The 1,152-nt window shown below is 35.9% G+C and carries 1 protein-coding gene; it reads right to left on the minus strand.

Annotated features, from left to right (window positions below; all coding sequences use genetic code 11):
* Window positions 1–189: 189 nt before the first annotated feature.
* The coding region (locus CWD90_RS22930; protein WP_157941318.1) for a hypothetical protein at window positions 190–1,152 on the minus strand (963 nt) is incomplete at its 5' end.

The following is a 1,152-nucleotide window of genomic DNA, read 5'->3' on the forward strand; positions in this document are numbered from 1 at the left end:
CATTCCAAGGCTTCCTGACCATTTTTATCCGGCAAATCCAACCAAGGCCGGTTCTCCGAATGGCTCCGTAAAAACAACCTACTAGGGTCAATATCTTATACGTAGAGCACTTCTGCAACGGCCACTTTCGTTTAAAGAGACTATGTTCGCGCAGTCCGTCATTTAATGGCATACTTGTCTATTCGATTACTAACGGTATTTACTAAGGTACAAATTCCTTATGTTTTCGTTGGGTAAGTTAGCAGCCTGCTGGGTTTTCAAGTCTTCCGATGCATAATACTCCTTGAACGAGCCTTTTTCCAAATTTATTTTGAAGGTTATATACTTCTCTACAAACTTGTAAAATTCTATACTATTAGTATCCCAATTTTTCAAGATCGCATTCTCGTAACAATCCGTATATAATTTAGGTAAACTTTTTGATTTAAAGTCTTTTGCTAAATTTTCGGAATACACATATTCATACCAGTTGAGAAACTGATTTAATGATCCTAATTCAATTTCAGTTCCGATATAATTTTTAAATCTTGTGGACGCATTTTGAGGCATTTTATCAGATGCATACATTTTCATTTTTTCTTTTGCTAAATGTATCAATTCAAATGCTTCTTTCGGATTTAGCTTTTTGAAGCCATTATCAATCCTTAATTCCCCATCAAACTCTTCACTACCGACTTTTACATAAAAGTCTCTAAGAAATTGCTGAGTGTCTCCATTACTACTTCCATAGACGATGGAATCTTGAGACCAATCATTATTAATCCAGTTTATAGAAATGGAGTTACCTGGATCAGTGAATAAATAAACACCATTAGAATAATAATTACTACAAAAAGAAAAATAGTAAGCTTCCGGATGATCCTTTAAGAACTCAACAGTGGGCGGAGTTGCCTTTGTTGTGGATAGATAAAGTAACTTAGGCAGTTCTTGCCTTAATGCATAAGAAAAGGATTTATCAGCTTGAATATTTATAGAGTCAATGATTAAATCTCTGTCATTATTTGTAAAATAGTTAAGGTCATAAATGTTGGATACTTCGGACCAAATTGCGCCAGGCGTTTCGGTTTCATTGCGCCAGTGATTTCGGTTCAAACTGCGCCACTTCCCTGAGGGATTTCGGTTCGTTTTGCGCCACTTTGAAGGATCGAGCAA

The sequence above is a fragment of the Arenibacter catalasegens genome (assembly GCF_002909235.1).
Lineage (GTDB): Bacteria > Bacteroidota > Bacteroidia > Flavobacteriales > Flavobacteriaceae > Arenibacter > Arenibacter catalasegens.